Annotated in this window: 18 protein-coding genes; 9 read left to right on the top strand and 9 right to left on the bottom strand. The window is 71.4% G+C overall.

Annotated elements, in window-relative coordinates; translation table 11 throughout:
• Window positions 1–639 (top strand): OmpA family protein, encoded by a 639-nt coding sequence (locus AMK16_RS10470; RefSeq protein WP_073912291.1) that lies wholly within the window; start codon window positions 1–3, stop codon window positions 637–639.
• A 144-nt stretch (window positions 640–783) separates the two neighbouring features.
• Here AMK16_RS10470 and AMK16_RS10465 read toward each other — a convergent pair whose 3' ends face one another.
• Window positions 784–1,362, bottom strand: a complete 579-nt coding sequence (locus AMK16_RS10465) for a TetR/AcrR family transcriptional regulator (RefSeq protein ID WP_073912287.1) — start codon at window positions 1,360–1,362, stop codon at window positions 784–786.
• Between the two features lie 121 nt (window positions 1,363–1,483).
• Here AMK16_RS10465 and AMK16_RS10460 point away from each other — a divergent pair, with 121 nt between their 5' ends.
• Complete coding sequence (locus tag AMK16_RS10460; RefSeq protein ID WP_242438675.1) at window positions 1,484–3,172, top strand: MDR family MFS transporter; 1,689 nt, start codon at window positions 1,484–1,486, stop codon at window positions 3,170–3,172.
• Between the two features lie 268 nt (window positions 3,173–3,440).
• Window positions 3,441–4,100, top strand: coding sequence for a hypothetical protein (locus AMK16_RS10455; RefSeq protein ID WP_073912283.1), 660 nt, complete (start codon window positions 3,441–3,443; stop codon window positions 4,098–4,100).
• A gap of 142 nt (window positions 4,101–4,242) precedes the next feature.
• Here AMK16_RS10455 and AMK16_RS10450 read toward each other — a convergent pair whose 3' ends face one another.
• From AMK16_RS10450 to AMK16_RS10440, 3 genes are all read right to left on the bottom strand, one after another.
• Entirely contained in the window at window positions 4,243–5,535 is a 1,293-nt protein-coding gene (locus AMK16_RS10450) for an extracellular solute-binding protein (RefSeq protein ID WP_073912280.1), read from the bottom strand.
• A 332-nt stretch (window positions 5,536–5,867) separates the two neighbouring features.
• Window positions 5,868–6,485 carry an SMI1/KNR4 family protein gene (locus AMK16_RS10445; protein ID WP_079191435.1) on the bottom strand — a complete coding sequence of 206 codons (618 nt, stop codon included), beginning with the start codon at window positions 6,483–6,485 and terminating at the stop codon, window positions 5,868–5,870.
• Between the two features lie 59 nt (window positions 6,486–6,544).
• A complete protein-coding gene (locus AMK16_RS10440) occupies window positions 6,545–6,913 on the bottom strand; it encodes a DUF192 domain-containing protein (protein WP_073912276.1) in 369 nt (122 codons plus the stop codon).
• 586 nt (window positions 6,914–7,499) lie between these two features.
• Between AMK16_RS10440 and AMK16_RS10435 the strand changes: the two genes are divergently transcribed.
• Window positions 7,500–8,447, top strand: a complete 948-nt coding sequence (locus AMK16_RS10435) for a prepilin peptidase (RefSeq protein ID WP_073912272.1) — start codon at window positions 7,500–7,502, stop codon at window positions 8,445–8,447.
• A gap of 142 nt (window positions 8,448–8,589) precedes the next feature.
• On the opposite strand, the gene mgrA is transcribed toward AMK16_RS10435, so the two are convergent.
• Complete coding sequence (gene mgrA, locus AMK16_RS10430; RefSeq protein WP_073912268.1) at window positions 8,590–9,627, bottom strand: L-glyceraldehyde 3-phosphate reductase; 1,038 nt, start codon at window positions 9,625–9,627, stop codon at window positions 8,590–8,592.
• Window positions 9,628–9,751: 124 nt separating this feature from the next.
• Here mgrA and AMK16_RS10425 point away from each other — a divergent pair, with 124 nt between their 5' ends.
• The 4 genes from AMK16_RS10425 (at window position 9,752) to AMK16_RS10410 (ending at window position 14,765) form a co-directional block, all read left to right on the top strand.
• Window positions 9,752–10,513: an isoprenyl transferase gene (locus tag AMK16_RS10425; RefSeq protein ID WP_030385783.1), complete on the top strand. Its 762-nt coding sequence runs from the start codon at window positions 9,752–9,754 to the stop codon at window positions 10,511–10,513.
• 342 nt (window positions 10,514–10,855) lie between these two features.
• Window positions 10,856–12,172, top strand: coding sequence for a PhoH family protein (locus AMK16_RS10420; protein ID WP_073912265.1), 1,317 nt, complete (start codon window positions 10,856–10,858; stop codon window positions 12,170–12,172).
• Between the two features lie 414 nt (window positions 12,173–12,586).
• Window positions 12,587–13,297: a transglycosylase SLT domain-containing protein gene (locus AMK16_RS10415; protein ID WP_073912261.1), complete on the top strand. Its 711-nt coding sequence runs from the start codon at window positions 12,587–12,589 to the stop codon at window positions 13,295–13,297.
• Between the two features lie 115 nt (window positions 13,298–13,412).
• Complete coding sequence (locus AMK16_RS10410; RefSeq protein ID WP_073912257.1) at window positions 13,413–14,765, top strand: AI-2E family transporter; 1,353 nt, start codon at window positions 13,413–13,415, stop codon at window positions 14,763–14,765.
• 109 nt (window positions 14,766–14,874) lie between these two features.
• Here the strand turns inward: AMK16_RS10410 and AMK16_RS10405 are convergent, their stop codons facing one another.
• Complete coding sequence (locus AMK16_RS10405; RefSeq protein WP_073912254.1) at window positions 14,875–15,411, bottom strand: alkyl hydroperoxide reductase; 537 nt, start codon at window positions 15,409–15,411, stop codon at window positions 14,875–14,877.
• A gap of 3 nt (window positions 15,412–15,414) precedes the next feature.
• Window positions 15,415–15,969 (bottom strand): peroxiredoxin, encoded by a 555-nt coding sequence (locus tag AMK16_RS10400; protein ID WP_073912250.1) that lies wholly within the window; start codon window positions 15,967–15,969, stop codon window positions 15,415–15,417.
• A 135-nt stretch (window positions 15,970–16,104) separates the two neighbouring features.
• Between AMK16_RS10400 and AMK16_RS10395 the strand changes: the two genes are divergently transcribed.
• A complete protein-coding gene (locus tag AMK16_RS10395) occupies window positions 16,105–17,052 on the top strand; it encodes a hydrogen peroxide-inducible genes activator (RefSeq protein ID WP_073912246.1) in 948 nt (315 codons plus the stop codon).
• Window positions 17,053–17,099: 47 nt separating this feature from the next.
• Here AMK16_RS10395 and AMK16_RS10390 read toward each other — a convergent pair whose 3' ends face one another.
• Both AMK16_RS10390 and AMK16_RS10385 read right to left on the bottom strand, forming a co-directional pair.
• Window positions 17,100–17,369, bottom strand: coding sequence for a hypothetical protein (locus AMK16_RS10390; RefSeq protein WP_242438674.1), 270 nt, complete (start codon window positions 17,367–17,369; stop codon window positions 17,100–17,102).
• Complete coding sequence (locus AMK16_RS10385; RefSeq protein ID WP_073912239.1) at window positions 17,366–18,271, bottom strand: SPFH domain-containing protein; 906 nt, start codon at window positions 18,269–18,271, stop codon at window positions 17,366–17,368. Before AMK16_RS10385 ends, AMK16_RS10390 begins: the two co-directional genes overlap by 4 nt.
• Window positions 18,272–18,464 lie beyond the last annotated feature (193 nt).

Genomic DNA, 18,464 nt, shown 5'->3' with positions numbered 1-18,464 from the left:
ATGACCTCACGACATCGTGCAGCCGCAGCCACAGCGATCTCCGCTCTCGTGATCGCGGGAGCCCATCTGGCAGGCGCCACTGCCGCGTACGCGGATGACGTCAAGCCTTCCGTTCCACCGGGCACGGAGCCGTCCGCCTCCGCTCCCGTGGCCATCGACTCGCAGGCGCCCGGGCTGAAGATCCCGCAGGGCGGGACCCTCGCACCGGTCAAGGTGCTCGACATCGCCGAGGTCGTGGAGGACCTCGGAGGGGAGCAGCGGCGGCAGGAGACCAATCAGACCGTCATGATGGCGCTGCAGTCCGAGGTGTTGTTCCCCGAGAACAGCGCCGTGTTCAACGCGCAGGCGGCGGCCCGCATCCAGGCCGTCGCCAATGAGATCAACACGCAGAAGGCGACCCGCGTGCGGGTCTTCGGGTTCACCGATGACCAGGGGAGCTACGAGCACGGCAAGGAGCTGTCCAAGCAGCGGGCCGATGCCGTGCAGGCGGAGCTGGCCAAGACCGTCACCGGCCCCGGCGTCGTCTTCGACGTCCGCGGGTACAGCGAGGACTACCCGATCGCAGACAACAGCACCGAGGAAGGCCGCAAGAAGAACCGCCGAGTCGAGATCACCTTCCCGCGCAGCGGCGAGAAGTAGCCGCGGCCGCCAGGACGGCGGCGCCGGGCCCCCGGCGCGGACGCCTTCGGGGCCGACGGCCGGGCACCGGCAGCGGCCGCCGGCCGCCAAGTCACCCGCGCCGGCCAGGCGTCCGCCGGCCGCGGCAGCCATCGGCCCCCGCTCCTAAAGGTGGTGGTGCGCCCGCGTGATGAGGTCCGTCGCGACCTCCAGGGCCGCCTGGCGCGTCTCCTCCGGGTTGCCCTCCACGTGCTGGAGGAACATCATCCCGGCGTGCAGCGTGAAGAGCGCGCTCACGCACCTCACCTGGTCCGCCAGGGGCGCCTCCTCCGTGCGCAGCAGCTCCACCAGCCGGAAGAGGCGCTTCTTCACGGTCTCGCCGATGCTCAGCTCGCGCATCGTCGCCTGGTTCTCCTGCATGAAGCGGTACAGCGGCGCGCCCGCCGCCATCGCCTCGCTGTAGCGCCGCAGTACTTCCCGCTTGGTCTCGAGGGTGCTCGGCTCCCCCTCCGCCCACGCGATCAGCTCGTCGATCGGCCGCGTCAGGTCCTCGAAGAGGCTGATGATGATGTCTTCCTTGGTCTTGAAGTGGTAGTACAGCGCCGCCTTCGTGACCTCCAGCCGCTCCGCGATCTCGCGCAGCGACGTCTTCTCGTACCCCTGCTCGGCGAAGAGCTCCAGTGCGACGTCCTGGATGCGCTGCCGCGTGTTGCCGCGGCGCTGCTGCGGACTGCTGCTGGACATGGCTCTCCCCACACTTACTTACTTGACGCCCGGCTAGTTACGGGTCTATTTTCCCCAGTGTAGTGAACTAGCCGGGCGGCAAGTAAGTGCCGGTGCGGGAAGAAGTGCCAGGGGAGTGGACATGAGCGACACAGTCAAGACGGCGGAGCCCTCGGGGGAGGTGGACGCGCAAGTGAAGCCGCGCAGCGTGCGGGTGGTGCTCATGGCACTCATGATCGCGATGCTGCTGGCCATGCTCGACAACATGATCATCGGTACGGCGATGCCCACGATCGTCGGCGAGCTCGGCGGTCTGGAACACCTGTCCTGGGTGGTCACCGCGTACACGCTGGCCACGGCCGCCTCCACCCCCATCTGGGGCAAGGTCGGCGACATGTACGGGCGGAAGGGCTCCTTCCTCACCTCGATCGTCATCTTCCTGATCGGCTCCGCGCTCAGCGGCATGGCCCAGGACATGGGCCAGCTGATCGGCTTCCGCGCGATCCAGGGCCTGGGCGCCGGCGGTCTGATGGTCGGCGTCATGGCCATCATCGGTGACCTGATCCCGCCGCGTGAGCGCGGCAAGTACCAGGGCATGATGGCCGGCGTGATGGCCCTCGCCATGATCGGCGGTCCGCTGGTCGGCGGCACCATCACCGACCACATGGGCTGGCGCTGGTCGTTCTACATCAACCTGCCGCTCGGCGCGGTCGCGCTCGCCATGGTCACCGCCGTCCTGCACCTTCCCAAGAAGACCGGACAGGGGCAGCGCCCCCGGATCGACTACCTGGGTGCGGCGCTCCTGACCGTCGCCATCACCTCCACCGTGCTGGTCACCACCTGGGGCGGCACCGAGTACGCCTGGGGCTCCGGCCAGGTCATCGGCCTGATCGTCGCCGGCGTGCTGTCGATCGCCGCGTTCCTCTACGTCGAGACCAAGGCCGCCGAGCCGATCATGCCGCTGCACATCTTCCGCAGCCGCAACTTCACCCTGATGTCCGTGATCGGCTTCCTCGTCGGCTTCGCGATGTTCGGCGGCGTGCTCTACCTGCCGCTCTTCCAGCAGGCGGTGCAGGGCGCCTCGGCCACCAACTCCGGGCTGCTGCTGCTGCCGATGCTGCTCTCGATGATGGTCGTCTCGCTGATAGCGGGGCGCGTCACCACCAACAGCGGCAAGTACAAGATGTTCCCGATCATCGGCGGCGCGCTCATGGTCGTCGGGCTCTTCCTGCTCGCGACCATGGACACCGGCACCACGCGCCTCGTCTCCGGCGTGTACATGGCCGTACTCGGCGCCGGGCTCGGCTTCCTGATGCAGATCACCATGCTGGTGGCGCAGAACAGCGTCGACATGAAGGACATGGGCGTCGCGTCCTCCTCGGCGACCCTCTTCCGTACGCTGGGCGGCTCCTTCGGCGTGGCCCTGATGGGCTCGCTCTTCACCACCCGGGTCACGGACACCATGTCCGAGCGCCTCGGTCCGGAGGCGGGCGGAGCGGCCGGCTCCGCCCAGTTGGACGCCGCGAGCCTGGCCAAGCTGCCGGAGGCCGTGCGCGACGCCTACCAGCACGCGGTGGCCGCCGGTACGCACTCGGCCTTCCTGCTCGGCGCGGCCATCGCCCTCCTCGGCTTCGTGGCCGCCTGGTTCGTCAAGGAGGTCCCGCTGCGGGGCGCGGGCCCGGCCCCGGCCCCGGCCGAGGGGGCCGACGGCGAGACGGCCGCGGACGGGAAGCCGTCCGCGGCCGCGGACGGCAAGGCGACGGCGGACGGCAGGACCGCAGCCGACGGCGTGCAGAGCGGCTCCGCCCCCCAGGAGTCCCTCGCGCACTGACGCGACGCGACACGACGCGACACGACGGCCGGCTCCGGTCGGCAGGGCCCGGCCCCGGTGGATGGACTCCACCGGGGCCGGGCCTCGTGCGTACCGCGCCCCGCCGGCCCCGCGCCCCGCCGGTCCCGCGCCCCGTGCCCGTGCCCCGCCCCGTGCCCCCGCGACAAGGGGAGTTGATCATTTCGGATGGCCGGAAGCGGGCCTCCCGTACGGGTGAAAGCAGTCCCCACCTCGTTCCGGCCCGCCGCGGGGGCCCGTTGGGCCGGGCATGAAGCGCATCCGCACCGCAGCTCTCGCCCTCGCCACCGCCACCGCCGCCCTCGCCCCCGTCTTCTTCCAGGCGGCGGCCACCGCCGCGGAGCCGTCGGCGTACCTCCAGGACCCGGCCGGCGGCGAGAAGGCCATGAAGTCGATGTGGACCGAGGACGAGATGCACAAGGTGGAGGGACAGTTCCGCTTCCACACCGGTGTGCAGTACAGGACCGTCACCCGCCCCGGCCCCGTCGGAGCCCCCGATGTCGAACGGCAGGCACCCGACCCCGCGACCCTGGCGTGGCAGCCCTCGTACGAGTTCGCCTGGTCGGTGTCGGATTCGACGCTGGTGAAGAAGGCCGTGACGACCAAGGAGGGTACGCACCCGATCGTCGTGCACGCCGTGCTGCGCGGCCCGAAGGGCGCCGTGGTGGGCGAGGTGCACCGGGAACTGGCCGGGAAGCCGGCGACGGGCCGGGAGAAGATCGCGGGCGGCAAGCGCGTCGGCTGCGACACCGGGGAGTACACGGTGGAGTGGTCGCTCACACGCTCGGGCTACGGCACGCTCACCGGCACGCTGCGCTGGGACTCCGGCTGCGAGCAGTACCGTACGGCCTTCGCCCCGGACAACGGGGCGGGCGCGGCCAAGGGGGCCGGCGCCGGCGGACAGCGCTGAGGCCGGCCGCCCCGGCACCTTGTGGGTGCTCGTCGGGCGACTGGGCCGGCGGCCTCTGATCGAGGGCCGCGGTGGTCGTCGTGCCGCACGCGGGGTGCTCGGCGGCAGGGGGCGGGTCCCGTCCCAGGGACCCCTTCGGCATTCAGCGCTTCTTCTGCGCCTGGTTCGCCTGGGCGGCGATGTCGTCCAGGACGGCCTTCGGGTCGCTCCCCGGTTCCACGGCGCGGCCGATGTTGCGCTTGATGGTGTCGCTGACCGTCACCCAGGAGGGGTCGTTGACCGGGTAGAGCTGGGCGCCGCGCAGGGCGGTCAGGAACTCCTCGTCCTTCGTGTCGAGGCCGCCGCCGGCCGGGGTGCGCGAGGCGGAGACGGTGGACGGCAGCAGGTGGTAGCGGGTGGCGAAGTCGGAGAGGTTCTCGTCCCGGTAGACGAAGTCCAGGAACGTGCCGATCTCGGCGCGCTTGCCGTTCTGCCGGAAGGCGGTCATCCAGTCGGCGACGCCCACGGTCGGCGTGCTCTCCCCGGAACCAAGGGTGTCGGAGACCGGCATGGTGACGGCGCCGACGCCGATGCCCTTGGCGCGGGCCTCGTGGGCGAGCGAGGGATAGCCGTTGAGCATGCCGACCTCGCCCCGCAGGAAGGCGGCGAAGGCGTCGGCCCGGTTGAGCTGGGGCGGCGGGGTGGGGCCGGTGAGGCCGGGGGCGACCAGGTTCTCCTTGACCCAGCGCCAGGTCTGGACGTTCTGGTCGGAGGCCAGGTTGTAGTTGCCGCTGTTGTCGGCGTAGCCGCCGCCGTTGCTCAGCTCCCAGATCATCGCCTCGGCGTGCGCCTCCTCGGGACCCAGGGGCATGGCGTACGGGTACTTCACCCCCTTCTCCTTGAGCTTGACCGCGGCGGCCTTCAGGTCCGACCAGGTCTTCGGGGCGGGCGCGGTGGCGAGACCGGCCTGCCGGAACAGCGCCTCGTTGTAGAAGAGCAGACGACTGCTCGCCACGAAGGGCAGGCCGTAGAGGGTGTTGCCGACGGAACCCGCGTCGGCCAGCGGCGGCAGGAAGTTGGCCTCGGCATTCACCGAGAGGAGTTCGTCGGCGGAATAGAGCTTGCCCTGGGCCGCGAAGTCCGAATAGGAGCCCATGAGGGCCATGTCGGGGGCGTGGCCGTCCTTGACCATGCGGGAGACCTCGCGGTCGATGTCGGCCCACGGCAGGAGCCGGACGTCGACCTTGATGCCGGGGTTGGCGGAGGTGAAATCGCCGGTCACCTTGTCCCAGAACGCCTTTGAGCTGGTGGCCGGAGAGTCGCCGTATTCGGCGGCGACGAGGTGCAGTGTCCCGCGGTCACCTGCGCCGCCGCCGGAGCCGCCGCATCCGGCCAGGGGTATCAGCAGGCCGAGCACGGCCGTGGTGGCGGCCGGGCCGAAGATTATTCGTCGCACGGGTGTGTTCCCCTGATTTTCTTTTGGATCACGTCATTGCTTATGCGTTGCTCCGGGCCGGGGTGTGTCTTTTGACGGCCCGTTGGCCGAAATTCTCTCCCGGAGGCGGGGTGGTTGATTCCCTTGGGGGTGCACTTGTGGTCAATGCTCCAACTGGGGCTTTTCCGAATGGTGTTTTCCGATATGCGATCGGCGAATCGGACGCGCGTAGACATGACGAAAAGCCCGTTTCCGGTGGGGAAACGGGCTCGGGTGCCTGCGGGTGCCTGCGGGGGCTTGCGGACCTGCGGGGCCCCGGTCCGGGCCGGGGGCCGGGGCCGTGGCGCCGGCGGTCAGTCGGCGAACTCGCCCGCGTACGGGTCGGGCTCACCCGTCTCGGGGTTGCGGCCCTCCTGCCAGCGCCGCTGAGCCTTGCGCCAGTGGACGAAGCTGAGGTGGCCGCCGTCCCAGAAGGTGATGCTGACGGGGCTGACGTCGAACTCGTCGGAGCACAGCCGGTACAGGAACTCCGCCATGCCGTACGGGTACACGGCGAAGGAGTCGGCGGTGTGCCGCCCGCACACCAGCACCGGCCACCGGTCCGGATCGGGGTCGGAGGTGAGCCAGCACAGGATGTCGGACCCGCCGGTGACACCCCAGGCGAGGATCGACTCGGGATCCACGTCGAAGGCGGACCGGCCGCCTTGTGCCTCCCACACCTGGCGCGCGTTGTCGGTCTCCTCGGCCATCTCGGCCGGGTCCCATTGCAGTCCGGGCTTGGGGAGGGGGAGCAGGATGCTGGCCTCGCCGTTGATGGAGCCCGCACCGAAGCGGCCCATGAAGGCGACGAAGTCGGCCGGGAAACGGGTGCCCCAGGCCGCCTCGGCCGCCTGCCAGTCGATGTCCTCGTCGGCGCCGTGCGTCGCCGGCATGATCTGCTCCAGCGCCTTGATCCGCGCGTTCTCCGTCATGCCGCTCCCCTGACACCCCAGCTCAACCGCCCCAACCTACCGCCGGGGCGGGATCGCGCCTAGCCGGGAGTGAGACGCCCGGATACGTCCACCTTCACGGCGGTACCGACCCGCAGGCCCCAAGCGGCCATCGCCCCCGCGGCGGCCTCCAGCACGTGCCGGGAGCGCGGCCGGGGCAGTCCGAGCCGCCCGGGAGCCATGGTGACGACGGCCAGGACGCGAAACCGCCGGTCGAGGTACGCCACGTCGATGGCGAACCGCATCCGGAAGGTGTGCACCCCTGTCGCGGGCGTGAGCAGCATGGCGCTGCCGATGCCGTCCCGCCCCAGGAGGCCCCGGGTGCGGGCCCGGTAGGAGGCGGCAATCTCCAGCGGGACGGCCACCTCCCCGATGCGGAGGGTGCCCTCGCCGTCCTGCCAGTTCGCCATGGCGGCCACCTTAGGGGGTCATCCGCCGATGACGCCGGGCCCTGGGGCGTCGGGCGCCCGGGTCCCCCCGACCCCGTCGCCGAAGCCCTGGGCGGCCCCCCGCCGACCGACAGGCCCCGTGGTGCCCCGACACCGACGTCGGCGGCCTGCCGGGGCCGGGCAGATCCCGCAACGCGGCACCGCGCTGCGCCGCATCCCGCCGCGTTGCCGCGCTGCCACCGCCCGCCCGGATCCCGCCGCGCTGCCGCGTCGGGCTGCGCTGCCGCGTTGCGCTGCCGCGTTGCGCCGCCGCGTTGCGCCGCGCGCCCGCCGCGCTGCCACCGCCCGCCCGGATCCCGCAACGCGGCACCGCGCTGCGCCGCATCCCGCCGCATTGCCGCGCCGCGCCGCGCCGCGCGCCGGGCGCGTGGCCGCGTTGGGCCGTGCTGCCGCACCCCGCCGCGTTGCCGCGTTGCGCCGCGCGCCCGCCGCGCTGCCACCGCCCGCCCGGATCCCGCCGCGCTGCCGCCGCCGGCCGGGCGGGCGGGATCCGGCCGGGCCCGGGACGGGCTGGCCGCCGGGGTGCGGTGGGGCCTACCGTCGCCGGATGGGTGTGGTCGTGATCGTTCTCGCCGCCGCGTACGGGGTGGCCGCCGGGCTGCTGCTGCCGCGCGCTGTCCACCGTCTGTCCGTCGAACCGGGTGAACCCTGGCGGGACCGCTGCCCGCAGGGCCACCCCCTGCGGGGCTGGCTCGGTCCGGCCCGCTGCCGCACCCCCGCGGGCGGCCCCGCACAGCCGGGCCCCACCCCCGCGGCCCACCCCGCCGCCCCGGGCCCCAGCTCCGCAGGTGGATCCGCCGTGGCGGGGGGGCCCGGGGGGTGTCCGGAGGGGGCGCCGGGGGCGGTCGGCGGTTCCGGGGGCGTGGCGGGGGGGCCGGGGGCCGCCGGGTCCCCGGGGGGCGGCCCGGGCCGGCCGGGGGCGCGGCCGGACGCGCACGGGCGCGGGCACGGCTACGGCCGGCGGGCCGCGCCCCTCGCCCTGCTCGGCGGGGGCGTCTGCGCCGTGCTGGGGGCGGCCGTCGGGGCGCGGCCCGAAGCCGTGGCGTACGTGGGCCTCGCCCCGCTGGTCCTGCTGCTCGCCCTCGTCGACCGCGCCGTGCACCGGCTGCCCGACGTACTGACCCTCCCCCTCGCCGCCGCGGCCCCCGCCCTGCTCGGCGCCGCCGCCCTCGCGCCCCGCTCTGCCGGGTCCTGGCCGCTCGCCCTGCTGGGCGGCTGCCTCCTGGGCGCCGGGTACCTGGTGCTCTTCCTGATCAACCCCGACGGGATGGGCTTCGGCGACGTCAAGCTGGCGCTCTCGCTGGGGGTCGCTCTTGGGTGGTACGGGTGGGGGGTATGGGCCACCGGGGCCTTCCTGGGCCTCCTCTACGGGGCCCTGTACGGCCTGGTGCTGGTCCTGCGCGGTCCCGGCGGCAGCCGCCACGGCTACGCCTTCGGCCCCTTCATGGCCGCCGGGGCCCTCACCGGAGTGCTGCTGGGCGGTTTCGGAGCGTAGTCGTGGCGCGCCGGTGCACACAGCACGCTTTACGAAGGGTTATGGTGGAACCCCCCCCTCGGGCCGGTCCGTATCCCCCCCACGGACCGGCCCGTTTTTCGTTTCCCCCGCCCCTGCGCGGGCCCCGGGCGATCAGCGCAGGTCAGCCGCGCTGGGCCCAGATATTGGTGCCGGGGGTGGAGACCGCGAAGGAGTCGATCTCCGTCAACTCCGCCTCGGACAGCGGCTCCCCGGCCAGTGCGGCCACGTTCTCCTCCAGCTGCCCCACGCTCGACGCACCGATCAGCGCCGAGGTCATCCGGTCGTCGCGCAGCACCCACTTCAGCGCCAGCTGCGCCAGCGACTGACCGCGCCGCCCGGCGATCTCGTTCAGCCCGCCCAGCCGTCGCAGGACGTCCTGCGACAGCAGGTCCGGGTTCAGCGACTTGCCCTGGGTGGCCCGCGAGCCCTCGGGGATCTCCTTGAGGTACTTGCCCGTCAGCAGGCCCTGCGCCAGCGGTGCGAAGGCGATGCAGCCCATCCCGGCGTCCTCCAGGGTGTCCAGCAGGCCGTCCTCCTCCGTCCAGCGGTTGATCATGGAGTACGAAGGCTGGTGGATCAGCGGGCGCACGCCCCTGCCGCCCAGGATCCGCACCGCCTCGGTGGTCTGCTCCGCGGTGTAGGAGGAGACGCCGACGTAGAGCGCCTTGCCCTGCTGGACCGCGGACGCCAGCGCGCCCATGGTCTCCTCCAGCGGGGTCTGCGGGTCGAACCGGTGGGAGTAGAAGACGTCGACGTAGTCCACGCCCATCCGCCGCAGCGAGGCGTCGAGCGAGCCGAGCAGGTACTTGCGGCTGCCCCATTCCCCGTAGGGCCCCGGGTGCATGAGGTAGCCGGCCTTGGTGGAGAGGACCAGCTCCTCGCGCAGGGACGCGAAGTCCTGCGCGAAGATCTTGCCGAAGTTCAACTCGGCCGAGCCGGGGGGCGGCCCGTAGTTGTTGGCCAGGTCGAAGTGGGTGATGCCCAGGTCGAAGGCCCGGCGCAGGATCGCCCGCTGGGACTCCAGCGACCTGTCGTCGCCGAAGTTGTGCCAGAGGCCGAGGGAAATGGCGGGGAGCTTGAGGCCGCTGTGGCCGGTGCGCCGGTACTCCATGGAGTCGTAGCGCGAGGGCTCTGCCCGATAGGGATTGGTATCAGTCACGTTGTCCTCCCTATCACGTGGCTGTGACCGACCGAGTTGGGTACCCGATCCCGGCGCGCAGTAATGTGGCGCACTCGGGGGACCGCAATTCGCACGGGGGCACTGCACGGAGGGGCTGGAGATCGTGAAGCTGCGCGACCTGGTGTACAGGCTCTACGCACGCCGGGTGGAAGGCCGACTCGACCATGACGCGGCGCCCAAGCACATCGGCGTCATCCTGGACGGGAACCGGCGCTGGGCGAAGGCGTCCGGAGGCACGACGGAACAGGGCCACCAGGCCGGAGCCGACAAGATCTCCGAGATGCTGGGCTGGTGCACCGAGACGGACGTCGAGGTCGTCACCCTGTGGATGCTCTCCACGGACAACCTGGACCGGCCCGAGGTCGAGCTGCGCCCCCTGCTCAACATCATCGAGAACACCGTGCGGGGCCTCGCCGCGGACGGCCGCTGGCGCGTCCACCACGTCGGCAACCTCGACATCCTGCCCGCCCGCACGCAGACGGTGCTGAAGGAGGCCGAACAGGCCACCCACGACGTCGACGGGATACTCGTCAACGTCGCCGTCGGCTACGGCGGCCGCCAGGAGATCGCCGACGCGGTCCGCTCCCTGCTGCTGGAGCACGCGCGGAAGGGCACCTCCTTCGAGGAGCTCGCCGAGATCCTGGACATCGACCACATCGCCGAGCACCTCTACACGCGCGGCCAGCCCGACCCGGACCTCGTCATCCGCACCAGCGGCGAGCAGCGGCTGTCCGGATTCATGCTCTGGCAGAGCGCGCATTCGGAGTACTACTTCTGCGAGGTCTTCTGGCCGGCCTTCCGCAAGGTCGACTTCCTGCGGGCGCTGCGCGACTACGCGGCCCGCCACCGGCGCTACGGCACCTGATCCGGCCGCGGCCGTCTGACGCCCCCTCGGCCCGGCGAACCCCCTCGCGCCCGCGCCGCCCCTCCGCGCGGACCCTTCACCAGGGATTCACCGAGCGTCCGTCATATGCCATGGCATGGCCCCGGCCCGATCTGGGAATACCCCTTTCAGGTCGACGTCCGATCCACGGGTGTCGAATCTCAGCGGACGGCATGGGGCCGTCCGCCCGGGAGGCCCTTTGCACCAGGACGCACGTGCGGTTCGCACGGACGGAGTGGGGGGCCGGAAATCGGCCCCGGCAGGGCGGCCGATGACCGGTCCGGTCTTCATGGCCCGACCTCTTCCGAGGGGGTACGTCCTTCCGTGGTGACCAGCACAAAGCGCCGCCTGCCAGACAGGCGGACCTACGTCCTCGACACCAGCGTCCTGCTGGCAGACCCCAACGCGATCTCCCGCTTCGACGAGCACGAGGTCGTGCTCCCGATCGTGGTGATCACCGAGCTGGAGGCCAAGCGGCACCATCCCGAACTCGGCTACTTCGCGCGACAGGCCCTGCGCCTGCTCGACGACTTCCGGGTCCGGTACGGACGCCTCGACGCCCCCATCCCGCTGGGCGATCTGGGCGGCACCCTGCGCGTCGAGCTCAACCACTCCGACCCCGGTGTCCTGCCCGCCGGCTTCCGATTGGGGGACAACGACTCGCGGATCCTCGCGGTCGCCCGCAACCTCCAGGCCGAGGGCTACGACGTCACGGTGGTCTCGAAGGATCTCCCGCTGCGCATCAAGGCCTCCTCCGTGGGCCTGCTCGCCGAGGAGTACCGCGCGGAGCTCGCCATCACGGACGCCGGATGGACCGGCATGAGCGAGCTCGCCCTCTCCGGGGAACAGGTGGACCTCCTCTACTCGGAGGAGCGGCTCTACGTGCCGGAGGTGGCGGAGCTTCCGGTGCACACCGGGCTGGTCCTGCAGTCCGAGCGCGGCAAGGCGCTGGGCCGGGTCACCGCCGACGGCAACGTCAAGCTCGTACGCGGTGACCGCGAGGCCTTCGGGCTGCACGGCCGCAGCGCCGAACAGCGGATCGCGCTCGACCTGCTCCTCGACCCGGAGATCGGGATCCTCTCGATGGGCGGCCGGGCGGGCACCGGCAAGTCGGCCCTGGCGCTGTGCGCGGGGCTGGAGGCCGTGCTGGAGCGCAGGCAGCACCAGAAGGTGATGGTCTTCCGTCCGCTGTACGCGGTGGGCGGCCAGGACCTCGGCTACCTGCCCGGGGACGCCTCCGAGAAGATGAGCCCCTGGGCGCAGGCGGTCTTCGACACCCTCTCGGCGGTCGCCGGGCGCGAGGTCATCGAGGAGGTGCTGGGCCGCGGGATGCTGGAGGTCCTGCCGCTGACGCACATCCGCGGCCGCTCGCTGCACGACGCCTTCGTGATCGTGGACGAGGCGCAGTCACTGGAGCGCAACGTCCTGCTGACCGTTCTGTCCCGGATCGGCGCCAATTCGCGGGTCGTCCTGACCCACGACGTGGCCCAGCGGGACAATCTGCGGGTCGGCCGGTACGACGGAGTCGTCGCCGTGGTCGAGAAGCTGAAGGGGCATCCGCTCTTCGCGCACATCACGCTGTCCCGTTCCGAGCGCTCTCCGATCGCCGCGCTGGTCACCGAGATGCTCGAAACCCTCTGACCGGACGGAAGGGTCAAAAACCCCATAGCGGGAGGGCGAGTTGACGCCGCCCGGCAAAGGCCGCAGAGCCTAGCCGGGCGGCGTCGTGCTGCACAGGCTTTTCGCCGAAGTAGCGGGAAGGCGGCAGGTGTGACCTTTCCCACGCAACGGAGAATTGCCCTGCGGCGTCGCGGTCCGGCAGAGTCTGTTTTCCGTCAGGCCCCGCATACGGCACACCTGTATCTCCCGTGAGGTACGCGCAGCACCACAACTCCACAGCCGATTGCCGTATGCCGCCCGGAGTTTCACGCGGCAGCCCCCGCAGGGGAGCTGTCCACGGGCCCGCGTCTCCAGTGACCGCAGAACCACGGAGACCAGTGCCAGGGGCACTCTTGCGCCGCGCGGTCACTGCGGACGCTGCTGGAAGGACACCGTGTGAGCCGGATCTCGGTTCGGGGGTTCGCAGTGGCTTCGGCCACCGCGGTCACCACCGTCGGCGCAGTCGTGGGAGTTGCCACCGGCGACCCCACCGCCTCGAACGATCTCGAGACGACCGCGTCCGGGGCGACTCTCCTCACTGACATCCCGGTCGGTGACCAGGCGCAGGTCCAGAGCGCGTCCCTGACGCAGCAGGCCGACGCCATCGTCCACGCCGCCGACGCCGACGCCAAGCGCTCGGCCGAGGAAGCCGCCCGCATCCAGGCCGCCGAGGACGCCAAGTCCAAGAAGGCGGAGGCGGAGAAGGCCAAGGCCGAGGCCGACGCCAAGGCGAAGAAGGAGCGCGAGGAGAAGGAGCAGGTCGCCAGCCGGTCCGCCGCCCGCGACGCCGGGGACTTCGCGGTCCAGGGCTCCTACACGGTCGCCCAGGTCAAGGCCATCGCACAGCAGATGGTCCCCGCCGGCCAGTTCCAGTGCTTCTCCAACATCATCAACCAGGAATCCACCTGGAACTACAAGGCCGTCAACTCGTCCTCGGGCGCCTACGGTCTGGTCCAGGCGCTTCCCGGCTCGAAGATGGCCTCGGCCGGTGCCGACTGGCGCACCAACCCCGCCACGCAGATCAAGTGGGGCCTGAACTACATGAACGACCGGTACGGCAGCCCGTGCTCGGCCTGGAGCTTCCACCAGGCCAACGGCTGGTACTAGCCGCAGCCGCGCATCCCGCCCGGCTCCGGGAGCCCCGCACCGTTCGACGGTGCGGGGCTCCTCGCGTGTACGGTCTTCGGTGGTGTGAACCGTGAGGCGGGGGAGAGGGAACGTGATGACGAAGAGGGCAGGCTGGCTCGGCCGGCTCGGGAACAGGCTGAACCGGATGGAGGCGCTGCTCCACGAGCGGCGCGCCGAGGTGGAGGCCGAGACCGGGGGCGAGCTGCCCGGCCGGGCCGCCTCCGGCCGCGAGCCGGCCCCCGCAGCGTCCGGCGCGGAGGGGCGCTCCGTCCTCGCCCCGGTCCGCATCGAGCGTCCCGACCCGGTCAGCGTGGTCCCGTGGGGGATGCGGGTCGCCGCCGAGGTCAGCTGGCGGCTGCTGCTCCTCGCCGGGATGCTCTGGGTGCTGATGAAGGTGATCAGCGAAGTCCGCCTGGTCGTCCTCGCCTTCGCCGCCGCCCTGCTGGTCACCGCGCTGCTCCAGCCCTTCGTGGTCCGGCTGCGCCGGCTGGGGATACCGCGCGGCCTGGCCACCGCCGGCACCGCGATCCTCGGCTTCGTCGTCATCGGACTCGTCGGCTGGTTCGTGGTCTGGCAGGTCATGGAGAACCTCGACGACCTCTCCGACCGTGTCCGCGACGGCATCAACGAGCTCAAACTCTGGGCGCTGGACAGTCCGTTCCACGTGACCGAGAAGCAGATCAACGACATCGCGAAGAACCTCAGCGAGACCATCGGCACCAACACCGAGGAGATCACCTCCGCGGGACTACAGGGCGTGACCGTCCTGGTCGAGGTGCTGACCGGCATCCTGCTCGCGATGTTCTCGACGCTCTTCCTGCTCTACGACGGCAAGCGCATCTGGACCTGGGTGCTCGGGCTCGTCCCGGCCGCCGCCCGGCCCGGCATGGCGGGGGCCGGACCGCGCGCCTGGCGCACGCTGACCGCGTACGTCCGGGGCACGGTCCTCGTCGCGCTCATCGACGCCATCTTCATCGGGCTCGGCATCTACTTCCTCAAGGTGCCGATGGCCGTGCCACTGGCCGTCTTCATCTTCCTGTTCGCCTTCATCCCGCTGGTCGGCGCGGTGGTCTCGGGCGCCCTCGCGGTGGTCGTCGCGCTCGTGACGCAGGGCGTGTTCAGCGCCCTGATGGTGCTGCTGGTGGTCCTGGCCGTGCAGCAGATCGAAGGCCACGTGCTCCAGCCCTTCATCCTGGGCCGGGCGGTACGGGTGCACCCGCTCGCGGTGGTGCTGTCGGTGGCGGCGGGCGGCATGATCGCGGGCATCGGCGGGGCGGTGGTCGCCGTTCCGCTGGTGGCCGTCACCAACACCGTGGTGGGCTACTTGAGGACGTACTCGCGCGCGCAGCTGCACCACGGGTCCCCGCCCGCGGGACCGGGACCGCACGGGGCGACCGCCCTCGACATCGCCCTCCCGGAGACGGCCGGGGACGAGCAGCGCGCCTGAACGCACGGCGCCCCCGCAGCCCGTGGGGCTGCGGGGGCACAGGGACTCGTGGGTCCGGACGCCGGAACGCCGGACCGGCCCACGCGGATCCGGTGTCCGGGCCGCGCGACTACTCGGCGGCGAGGGCCGCTTCCGCGTCGAGGGTGACCGCGACGGCCTGGATCACCGAAGCGATCTTGAAAGCCTCCTGGACGGTCTCGCGGTCGACACCGGCCTTGCGCAGGACCTGCTCGTGCGAGTCCAGGCACTGGCCGCAGCCGTTGATCGCGGAGACCGCGAGCGACCACAGCTCGAAGTCGACCTTCTCCACGCCCGGGTTGCCGATGACGTTCATCCGCAGGCCCGCGCGCAGGGTCCCGTACTCCGGGTCCGAGAGCAGGTGCCGGGTGCGGTAGAAGACGTTGTTCATCGCCATGATCGCCGCAGCGGACTTGGCGGCGGTGTACGCCTCCGGGGAGAGGTTCGCCTTCGCCTCGGGCTCCAGTTCACGCAGGACGCGCGGGGAGCGGGCGGCGATCGCGCAGGACAGGACCGTGCCCCACAGCTGCTGCTGCGGAAGGCCGCTGTTGCCGATGACCGAACCGAGGTTCAGCTTCAGGTCCTTGGCGAAGTCCGGAACGGCTGCCTTGAGGGAGTCGAGGGACATCCGTCACTCACCGGCCAGCAGGGCGCCCGCGTCGAGCGTGCCCTCGCCCTTGGTCCAGTTGCAGGGGCACAGCTCGTCGGTCTGCAGGGCGTCGAGGACCCGCAGGACCTCCTTGGGGTTACGGCCCACGGAACCGGCGGTCACCATCGTGAACTGGATCTCGTTGTTCTGGTCGACGATGAAGACGGCGCGCTGCGCGAAGCCGTCCTCGCCCTGTACGCCACAGGCCTGCATGAGCTCGTGCTTGGAGTCGGCCAGCATCGGGAAGGGCAGGTCACGCAGGTCGGCGTGGTCCTTGCGCCAGGCGTGGTGGACGAACTCGGAGTCGCCGGAGACGCCGAGGATCTGGGCGTCGCGGTCGAGGAACTCGTCGTTCAGCTTGCCGAAGGCCGCGATCTCGGTCGGGCAGACGAAGGTGAAGTCCTTCGGCCAGAAGAACACCACGCGCCACTTGCCGTCATACGTCTTGTGGTCGATCTGGGCGAACTCGCTGCCGGCTTCGAGCGAGACGCAAGCGGTCAGATCGTAGGTGGGGAACTTGTCGCCGACAGTGAGCACGTGCTCTCCTTGCGAACGGGAAAGTAACCCTTTTGGGGGCTTTCCGAGCGGGTTGGACGGATCTCACATGCTGACACACCTGCATTGATTACAGAAATCGCTACTCTTGTTGTGAGTGATCGGAGGTACCTATCAGTGGCTGTAGGCAACAGGGGGGCGAAGCAGCCGACCCTCGCTCAGCTGCGCGCCTTCACGGCGGTTGCGGAGCACCTGCACTTCCGCGACGCGGCGGCAGCCATCGGCATGAGCCAGCCCGCGCTCTCGGGTGCCGTCGGCGCACTGGAGGAGGCCCTCGGGGTCCAGCTGGTGGAGCGCACCACCCGCAAGGTGCTGCTCTCGCCGGCGGGTGAACGGATCGCGGCCCGGGCCCGGGCGGTCCTCGAAGCGGTCGGCGGTCTGCTGGAGGAGGCCGAGGCCGTGCGGGCGCCCTTCACCGGCGCGCTGCGGCTCGGGGTGATCCCCACGGTGGCGCCCTACCTGCTGCCGACCGTGCTCGGCCTCTTCCACCGCCGCTACCCGCGGATGGACCTCCAGGTGCACGAGGAGCAGACGGCCTCGCTGCTGGAAGGGCTCGCGGGCGGACGGCTGGACCTGCTGCTGCTCGCGGTGCCGCTGGGCTTCCCCGGCGTCACCGAACTGCCCGTCTTCGACGAGGACTTCGTCCTGCTCGCCCCCCGGGAGCACCCGCTGGCCGGCCGCAGGGACATCTCGCGCGAGGAACTGCGCGGCCTGCAGCTGCTGTTGCTCGACGAGGGACACTGCCTGCGCGACCAGGCCCTGGACATCTGCCGCGAGGCGGGCCGCGGCGAGGGGGCCGACGTCACCACGACCGCCGCCGGACTGTCCACTCTCGTACAGCTGGTCGCCGGAGGACTGGGCGTCACCCTGCTGCCGCGCACCGCGCTGAGACTGGAGACCGCCCGCAACGAGCACCTGGCCACCGGGTACTTCGCCGAGCCCGCGCCGACCCGGCGGATCGCCCTCGCCATGCGGACCGGGACCGCCCGGCAGGAGGAGTTCCGGGCGATCGCGGCCGCGCTGCGCGAAGCCGTCCGCCCGCTCCCGGTGTGGCCCACCGACTAGCGGGGGGCCTCCTCGCGCGGGCGACGGCCGGCCTCGCCGGCTCCGGGTCAGTCCGTCGGTTTGGGCGGCCGGCCCCGGCGGGGGATGGGGCCGGGGGAGGAGGGGAGGCGGCCCGATTCGGCGAGGGCGCGCCGGAGCAGGAACTCGATCTGCGCGTTGGCGCTGCGCAGCTCCTCGCCCGCCCAGCGGGCCAGCGCGTCGTACACCTGCGGGTCCAGTCGCAGCAGCACCTGCTTGCGCGTCTGCCGGGCCGCCGGCCGGGCCCCGGGCTCGGGGGCCGGGCCGGGCGGGGGCGGTGTGCTGCCGGGCGGGGTCACTGGTAGAGGGTGCCCGTGTTGAGCACCGGCTGCGCGGCGCGGTCCCCGCACAGGACCACCATCAGGTTGGAGACCATGGCGGCCTTGCGCTCCGCGTCCAGCTCCACGATGTCCTCCTCCTGCAGGCGGGTCAGGGCCAGTTCGACCATGCCCACCGCGCCCTCCACGATCTGCTTGCGGGCCGCCACGACCGCTCCGGCCTGCTGGCGCTGGAGCATCGCGGAGGCGATCTCCGGAGCGTACGCGAGATGCGTGAAGCGGGACTCGATGATGTGCACCCCGGCCGCCTCCACGCGGGCGTGCAGTTCGACGGCCAGCTTCTCGGTGATCTCCTCGGCGTTCCCGCGCAGGGAGAGGCCGCCCTCCTCGTGCGCGTCGTAGGGGTACTCGATCGCGATGTGGCGCACCGCCGCCTCGGTCTGGGTCTCGACGAACTCGGTGAAGTCGTCGACCTCGAAGGTCGCCCGCGCCGTGTCCTCGACCCGCCACACCACGACCGCCGCCAGCTCGATCGGGTTGCCGTAGGCGTCGTTGACCTTCAGGACGGCCGTCTCGTGGTTCCGCACGCGCGTGGAGATCTTCTCGCGGGAGGTCAGCGGGTTGACCCAGCGCAGTCCGTCGGCGCGGATGGTGCCCCGGTAGCGGCCGAACAGCTGGACCACCCGGGCCTCGCCCGGAGCCACCGTGTTCAGCCCGCTCATCGCGACGAAGGCGGCCAGGGCCAGGACGATGCCGGCCGCTGTCAGGGCCGCCTTGAGGCCACCGTCCGCGGAGGCGCCGAAGGCCACCAGGCCCGCCCCCGCGAGGACGCCCGCCAGCCCGAGCGACAGCGCCAGCCCGCCGCCGACGCTGCGCGCGTCGAATTCCCGTATGCCCTGCGGTGTGGTGACAGGGTTCGTCATCGTTTGCCCCGTTTCTCGTGGTCGCGACCGGTCGGGTCGCTTAGCAAAGTGATATCACTTTTTCGGCGGACGGCAACCCTTCCGGCTCCACGTGCGTCGGTTCCTGTGGTGTGGGTGCTGATTCTCACGTCCGAATTGACCGGTAATGGCCACGGTTGGCCAGCCTTTGTCACAGCCTGCGGTGTTAGCTTTC

The organism is Streptomyces sp. CB00455 (assembly GCF_001905445.1).
Classification (GTDB): Bacteria; Actinomycetota; Actinomycetes; order Streptomycetales; family Streptomycetaceae; genus Streptomyces.
Note: the sequence above shows the minus strand (reverse complement) of the source record. Positions and strands in the feature narration are given on the sequence as shown.